At 71.9% G+C, this 6,678-nt stretch carries 8 protein-coding genes; 2 read left to right on the top strand and 6 right to left on the bottom strand.

Going from position 1 to position 6,678, the window contains the following annotated elements; all coding sequences use genetic code 11:
* Both ACFU97_RS21835 and ACFU97_RS21830 read right to left on the bottom strand, forming a co-directional pair.
* On the bottom strand, positions 1-1,002 hold a 1,002-nt coding region (locus ACFU97_RS21835), incomplete at its 3' end, for a HAMP domain-containing protein (protein ID WP_384258919.1).
* A gap of 292 nt (positions 1,003-1,294) precedes the next feature.
* Positions 1,295-1,657, bottom strand: a complete 363-nt coding sequence (locus ACFU97_RS21830; RefSeq protein WP_384258916.1) for an STAS domain-containing protein — start codon at positions 1,655-1,657, stop codon at positions 1,295-1,297.
* Positions 1,658-1,884: 227 nt separating this feature from the next.
* Between ACFU97_RS21830 and ACFU97_RS21825 the strand changes: the two genes are divergently transcribed.
* Together ACFU97_RS21825 and ACFU97_RS21820 are read left to right on the top strand one after the other, a co-directional pair.
* A complete protein-coding gene (locus ACFU97_RS21825; protein ID WP_384258914.1) occupies positions 1,885-2,328 on the top strand; it encodes an ATP-binding protein in 444 nt (147 codons plus the stop codon).
* Between the two features lie 49 nt (positions 2,329-2,377).
* Entirely contained in the window at positions 2,378-3,436 is a 1,059-nt protein-coding gene (locus ACFU97_RS21820; RefSeq protein ID WP_384258910.1) for a P1 family peptidase, read from the top strand.
* Positions 3,437-3,480: 44 nt separating this feature from the next.
* Here the strand turns inward: ACFU97_RS21820 and ACFU97_RS21815 are convergent, their stop codons facing one another.
* From ACFU97_RS21815 to ACFU97_RS21800, 4 genes are all read right to left on the bottom strand, one after another.
* Positions 3,481-4,350, bottom strand: coding sequence for an alpha/beta fold hydrolase (locus tag ACFU97_RS21815; protein WP_384258908.1), 870 nt, complete (start codon positions 4,348-4,350; stop codon positions 3,481-3,483).
* A gap of 34 nt (positions 4,351-4,384) precedes the next feature.
* Positions 4,385-5,281 (bottom strand): oxygenase MpaB family protein, encoded by an 897-nt coding sequence (locus tag ACFU97_RS21810; protein ID WP_384258905.1) that lies wholly within the window; start codon positions 5,279-5,281, stop codon positions 4,385-4,387.
* Positions 5,282-5,458: 177 nt separating this feature from the next.
* Positions 5,459-5,629, bottom strand: coding sequence for a hydrophobic protein (locus ACFU97_RS21805; protein ID WP_384258903.1), 171 nt, complete (start codon positions 5,627-5,629; stop codon positions 5,459-5,461).
* A gap of 155 nt (positions 5,630-5,784) precedes the next feature.
* Positions 5,785-6,636: a DMT family transporter gene (locus ACFU97_RS21800; protein ID WP_384258942.1), complete on the bottom strand. Its 852-nt coding sequence runs from the start codon at positions 6,634-6,636 to the stop codon at positions 5,785-5,787.
* Positions 6,637-6,678 lie beyond the last annotated feature (42 nt).

The following is a 6,678-nucleotide window of genomic DNA, read 5'->3' as shown; positions in this document are numbered from 1 at the left end:
CTGGTCGACCATCGTGTTGATGGTGTTCTTGAGTTCGAGGATCTCGCCGCGGGCGTCGACGGTGATCTTCTGGGAGAGGTCGCCCTGTGCGACCGCGGTGGCCACCTGGGCGACATTGCGGACCTGCGCGGTCAGGTTGCCGCCCATGAAGTTCACGGAGTCCGTGAGGTCGCGCCAGGTGCCCTTCACGCCCTTGACGTCGGCCTGTCCGCCGAGCCGTCCCTCGGTGCCGACCTCGCGGGCGACGCGGGTGACCTCGTCGGCGAAGGCGGAGAGCTGGTCGACCATCGTGTTGATGGTGTTCTTGAGTTCGAGGATCTCGCCGCGGGCGTCGACGGTGATCTTCTGGGAGAGGTCGCCCTGTGCGACCGCCGTGGTCACCTGGGCGACGTTGCGGACCTGGGCGGTCAAATTACCGGCCATGAAGTTGACCGAGTCGGTGAGGTCGCGCCAGACGCCGCCCACACCGGGGACCTGCGCCTGTCCGCCGAGCCGTCCCTCGCTGCCGACCTCGCGGGCGACGCGGGTGACCTCGTCGGCGAAGGCGGAGAGCTGGTCGACCATCGTGTTGACGGTCTCCTTCAGCTGCAGGATCTCGCCGCGCGCGGGCACGTCGATCTTCTGCGACAGGTCGCCCTTGGCCACCGCCGTCGCCACCTGCGCGATGTCGCGGACCTGTGTGGTCAGGTTGCCCGCCATGGCGTTGACCGAGTCGGTCAGGTCCGCCCAGGTGCCGGAGACCCCGGGCACCTCCGCCTGACCGCCCAGCGTGCCCTCGGTGCCCACCTCGCGCGCGACCCGCGTCACCTCGGAGGTGAACACGGACAGCTGGTCGACCATGCCGTTGAAGACCGTGGCGATGTCGCCGAGCAGGCCCGGCCCGTCGGACGGCAGCCGGGTCCCGAAGTCACCGTCCCGTACCGCCGTGAGCCCGGCCAGCAGTTGCCGCAGCTCCTGCTCGCCGGGAGCCTGCACCCGGACGTCGGTCGGTCTGCCCGTCATGCGCGCACCCTCGTTCCGCTCCCCAAGAGTCCCCACCCCAGGGACTCGGAACCGAGACGGAGCTGGAAAGCCCCGCTCACCAGCGGCTATCCCGTGTTCGACGGAGCTGCCGGATGAGAAATCGATCGCAGATTAACCCAGGTGCGTACGGCTGCCAAAGCCCGGATCGAGGGTTGCCGTCCGGCGGAAAAAAGGCGCCACGAAGGTGGCATGAGGGGGCGGGACAGGGGTACTCAGGCAGATTTGGCGGCGGGGTCGCCATGCGGTACGAGGGTCCCCGCCGCCGCGGCCGTCACCCCGCGATGGCGTCCTCGACCGTCGCGTGACAGCCGACGAGGGTGTCGAGGCCCACCAGTTGCACGGTACGCAGCACGGCGCCCCGCACCCCCGCCAGGCGCAGCCACCCGTGCGCGCCCTGCATGGCCTGATGCGCGGCGATCAAGGCGTTGACCCCGCTGCTGTCCATGAACGTCACCCGGCTCATGTCCACCACGACCCGGCGGCCGTCGGGCTCCGCCGCCGGCATGGCCCGGGTCAGGGCGCCCACGCTCTGGTAGTCGACCTCGCCGCGGAGGCCGAGCACGGTGATGCCGTCGGTCTCGGTGCTGACCACCGACAACTGGCCGCGCCCCACTGTTTCCTGGTTGTCTGCCACTCGCGTCCTCTGCGCACTCGGTCCGGCTGCGTCACGTCGCTGGTGCCGACGATCGCCCCTCTGCTGGCAACGATTGCCCCGAGAAACCGTGTGCGATGCACAACATTGGCGATCCCGTGTACCGCGGCACAGGAGTAACGGGCATATTGCGGGGTAACCGCGCGCCCATGAACGGGGTACTGCAGATCACCGGCGGAGCGCCAGTCTCGCCCGAGGAGAGTTGCCGCATGCCGGACACCGCACCAGCCGACGTGTCCATCGCCCTGGACGGGGCCGACGGCTGCATCGCCGGCGCGCGGAACCGGACGCTGGACTTCCTGACCCGGGCCCGGACCGAGTGTGGGCTCACGGTCTCGGACCGCGCCGTCGACCTGGCGCAACTGGTCGTCAGCGAGCTGGTCACCAACGCGCTCAAGTACGCGCCGGGACCGGTGCTCCTGCACCTGCACATCGCCGACGGGGCGGTGGACATCGAGGTGTGGGACTCCGATCCGACGCTGCCGTTCGCCCGCGCCGCCGACAGCGGACGGGTGGGGCAGCACGGTCTGGAGATCGTGATGGCCGTCGTGCAGAGCTTCGAGGCGCGCCGCGAACCCGTGGGCAAGCGCCTCACGGTCCGGCTCTCCCTGGTCGACGACCCGCACGATCCGCTACGGCGCTTCACGGACTGAACACGCCCCCTCGCCGGACGAAGGGCGGCGTGCCGCTACCGTGCGGGGCATGCGCGCGCACGATCCGAGTTCACCGTCGCCGGCGTCCCGCGGCCGAGCCCGCGCCTTCGGACTCGCCGTCGGCGAGCTGCCGACGGGTCCGCACAACGCCCTCACGGACGTGCCCGGGGTCCGGGTCGGGCACACGACGCTGATCCGCCCTCCCGAGGTGCACAGCGGGGTCACCGCGATCGTGCCGGACGGGGTGGGGCCCGGCAGCCCCCTGCCCGCCGGGGTGTTCGCGGGCAACGGCTACGGCAAGCTGATCGGCGCCACCCAGATCGCCGAACTCGGCGCGCTGGAGACCCCGGTCCTGCTCACCTCGACGCTGTCCGCGTTCCGGGTGGCGGACGCCCTCGTCGGCTGGATCCTGGAACGGCCCGGCAACGCGGACGTCCACAGCGTGAACCCGGTGGTGGGGGAGTGCAACGACGGTCTCCTGTCCGACATCCGCTCGCGTCCGGTACGGGAGGAGCACGTGCGCGCCGCGCTCGACGAGGCGTCCCGCGGCCCGGTCGCCGAGGGCTGCGTCGGCGGCGGCACCGGGCTGACCGCGCTCGGTTTCAAGGCCGGCATCGGCACCTCCTCGCGGCGGCTGCCGCTGGCCGGCCAGGAGATCACCCTCGGCGTGCTCGTGCAGGCCAACTTCGGCGGCACGCTGCGGGTCCGGGGCCGCACGGTCACGCCCGCCGACGTAGGACTGCCGCTCGCCGCCCCCGCCCCGGAGGCCGGTTCCTGCATGGTCGTGGCCGCCACCGACGCACCGCTGGACGCGCGCCAGCTGACGCGCCTGGCCCGCCGCGGTGTCTACGCCCTGGCCCGGGTCGGTGCCGGCTACGGCCACGGCAGCGGCGACTACGGCCTCGCCTTCGGCACCCGCCCCCTGGGCACGCCCGCGGGTCCGGCCGCCGTCCGTGACGAGGACCTCGACCTCCTCTTCACCGCCGCACTCGACGCCGTCGAGGAGGCCGTCCTCAACGCCCTTCTGACGGCCACGACGACCACGGGCCCCCGCGGGGACACCCGCCACGAACTGCCGGCGGCACCGCTTCTCGCACTGCTGGGGTGATCACGGGACGACCGGGTGAGCTGGGCGAGCGGCTCAGGCCGTTCTCAGCCGGGCCGCCCTGCGAAGAAGTCCGCGAGGGACGACGCCAGAGCGTCCGGGGCCTCTTCGGCCACATGGTGTCCGGCGTCGATGCCGTGGCCGCGTACGTCCGGGGCCCATCGGCGCCAGATGTCCACCGGGTCGCCGTAGAGGTCCTCCAGGTCGTCCTTGAGGGACCACAGGATCAGCGCCGGGCACCGGATCCTTGCGCCCGCGGCACGGTCCTCCTCCTCGTGCCGCCGGTCGACCGTGAGGCCCGCCCGGTAGTCCTCCAGCATCGCCCGCACCACATCGGGGTTCCTGGTCGCCGCGCGCCATTCCTCGTAGTTCTCCCGGCCCATGGACTCCGGGTCGCCGCTGTACCAGCTGTCCGGATCGGCGTTGATGACCCGTTCGGGAATGTCCGGCTGGGCGAAGAAGAACCAGTGCCACCACTGGGTGGCGAACCGGGCCGTGATGCGGGACAGATGCTCGGAGACGGGCAGACAGTCGAGCAGCGCCACCCGCGAGACGGCCTCCGGGTGGTCCAGCGCCAGGCGCAGGGCGACGGGTCCGCCGCGGTCGTGCCCGGCCAGTGCGAACCGGGTGTGGCCGAGTGAGCGCATGACCGCGGCCACGTCGCCCGCGACGGCGCGCTTGGAGTGCGCCGAGTGGTCGGCGCTGGGCGCGGGACCCCTGGACCGGCCGTATCCGCGCAGGTCGGGGCAGACCACGGTGAAGCCGCGTTCGACCAGGAGCGGGGCGACGCGATGCCAGGTCGCGGAGGTCCGGGGATGACCGTGGAGCAGGACCACCGGCGGACCCTCGCCGCCGAGGCGGACGAAGACGGATGCCTCACCGACGTCGATTCGCTCGGTCTCGAAGTCCTCGAACAAGGCGTGGGCCTCCCGCGTTCGTGTTCTCGGGTCCTCAGCCGGTGGTCGAAATCGTCGTCGGGCGCCCCGGTGCCATCACCCAGCGGACCGCGGACGTGACGGCGCTGCCCAGGGGGCGGACGCACCACTCGTCGACGACCGGGAGCCTGGGGAGGCGCAGCTGGCGGGCGGCCCAGGTGGGGAGGAGGGAGACGGCGTTGGCGGCCAGGACGCCGTAGGGGAGGCGGGCGGCGAGGGGGACGGGCGGGTTGAGGAGGAGGAAGCGCGCCGCCTCGCGTGCCTGGGCCGTGGAGCGGAGTTCCGGTCGATAGAAGGCGAGCAGTTCGGCGAGTTCCGCGCGATTGCGGGGCGGGTCGAGCACACCCAATTCGGTCGCAATTCGGGCGGTGTCGGCGATGTAGCCGTCACAGCCTTCGGCGGAGAGGGGATTCATTCCGTAGCGCTGATGCGCGCGCAGAAAACTGTCGACCTCGGCCACGTGCACCCAGCCGAGCAGATGCGGGTCGGCGGCGTGGTATTCCTCGCCTTCGGCGGTGAATCCGTGAATGCGCTCGTGGACCGACCGGACCTGCTCGCAGATCTGCTCCGCGTGCTCGGCCGTTCCGTAGGTCGTCGTCGCGAGGAACGTGCTCGTGCGCTGGAGCCGCCCCCAGGGATCGCCGCGGTAGCCGGAGTGGGCCGCGACCGCCGCCATGGCCAGGGGGTGGAGGGACTGCAGCAGAAGGGCGGACAGCCCTCCGATGAACATCGAGGCGTCCCCGTGCACGCGGCGCACCGGGCGCTCGGGTTCGAACCAGCGCGGACCGGGGGTTTCGTGGATGCGGGCGCGGTTGCGCGGGCCGTCCGGGCCGGCGACGCGGGTGAAGAGCCCCCTGCCGAGCTGCCCTCGCAGACCGGACAGACCGGACGTTCCCAACTGGGCGATTCTCATCGGCGCGGGGCCCTTCCTGCTCGGTCGGCCACGTCGCTGTGTGCCACGGGCCTGCGGTGTCCAGTGTCGCGCGGCGGACGCATCGCGGGTACGGGGCGGGTGGGGCGGAAACGCCCGAGCGGGGCCCGCGGGCGCTGTGCCCACGGACCCCGCTCGGCCGCCGTCATGTCAGCCCGTTCACCATCGGTACCAGCGGCCCTTACGGCCGCCGTTCCCCGCCGGCCGGACCACGAAGCCGAGCAGCCACAACACCAGCACGATGATCGCGATCCACCACAGTGCCTTGAGCGCGAAACCGGCACCGAAAAGAACCAGGGCAAGCAGTAGAACAAGAAGCAAGGGAATCATGTGTTAAGCACCTCCGACGCTTCAGGTGCCCCGGGAAATGCAGCTCACTCGCGGAAATTTCGCTGTTTGTTCCGGGCGGGACCGGGAATTCGGATTCGCTGCGCGGTTCAAGCTCGGCGCAGTTCAAGCTCGGGGCGGCTCAAGCCCGGCGCCGCTCAGCGGCCGAGGCCGAGAACCTGCACCGCCCGGCTCAGCACCACGACGCCTGCGAGAATCAGCAGGACGCCCAGGAGCACGGGCACCAGCCACCAGCCCGTGCGGATCTGCTCGTCGAACAGGACGATGCCCAGGGCCAGGCTGACCGTCGCGTCGCCGATGGTCAGCGCGGGCTGCGACGCGACCAGCGGGCCCGCCTGGAGGGCGTTCTCCAGCAGGAGCAGCGCGGCCACCCCGGCCAGTGCGAAGCCGTACGTCTGCCAGGACGTGAGGAACGCGGTGAGGCCGTGATCGGCGAACGTGCCCGTCGCGGACTTGAGCAGGGCGGCCGTCAGGGCGTTGCCGATCGCCGCCGCGGCGCCGAGGAGTGCGGCGCGCAGGACGGCCGGGCGCCCGGGGCGGGCGAGGACCACGGCAGCGGCCATCGAGCCCAGGCAGAGGGCGAGCACCGGCGTCCAGCGCGTGATCGGCGCCTGGTCGTCGGCTCCGTGCGGGGCGGCGGAGGCGAGGCACAGCGCCAGGCCGGCGACCACCCCGGCAACCCCCCACCAGCCCAGGCCCGGCAGCCGCCGGTGCATCAGCGGTGAGACGACGAGCAGGGCGAAGGGCAGTTCGAGGATGAACAGCGGCTGGACGAGGGCGAGGGGGCCGTTGACCAGCGCCAGGCTCTGGAAGAGCGCGGCACCGATCACCCCGGCCATGCCGATCACCCAGGCGGGCCTGCGGACCAGTTCCGCGAGCAGGCGCAGACCGCCCTTGCTGGCGGTGGAGGCCGCCTTGCGCTGGAAGGCGGTCCCGACGGCGTTGCTCGCGGCGCCCGCGACGGCGAAGACCGCGGCCAGCTCGATCATGCGGTGCCTCGCAAGGAAGGGGCGGTGCGGCAGCCGTTCTCC

The sequence above is a fragment of the Streptomyces sp. NPDC057616 genome (genome assembly GCF_042800575.1).
GTDB lineage: Bacteria > Actinomycetota > Actinomycetes > Streptomycetales > Streptomycetaceae > Streptomyces.
This window is presented reverse-complemented; position numbering and strand designations above follow the sequence as displayed.

What these genes read in the sequence shown, in the direction of transcription:
- ACFU97_RS21810 (WP_384258905.1), bottom strand. Translation starts at nt 5,281, where the DNA reads ATGAGAATCGCCCAGTTGGGAACGTCCGGTCTGTCCGGTCTGCGAGGG.
- ACFU97_RS21820 (WP_384258910.1), top strand. Translation starts at nt 2,378, where the DNA reads ATGCGCGCGCACGATCCGAGTTCACCGTCGCCGGCGTCCCGCGGCCGA.
- ACFU97_RS21805 (WP_384258903.1), bottom strand. Translation starts at nt 5,629, where the DNA reads ATGATTCCCTTGCTTCTTGTTCTACTGCTTGCCCTGGTTCTTTTCGGT.
- ACFU97_RS21800 (WP_384258942.1), bottom strand. Translation starts at nt 6,636, where the DNA reads ATGATCGAGCTGGCCGCGGTCTTCGCCGTCGCGGGCGCCGCGAGCAAC.
- ACFU97_RS21825 (WP_384258914.1), top strand. Translation starts at nt 1,885, where the DNA reads ATGCCGGACACCGCACCAGCCGACGTGTCCATCGCCCTGGACGGGGCC.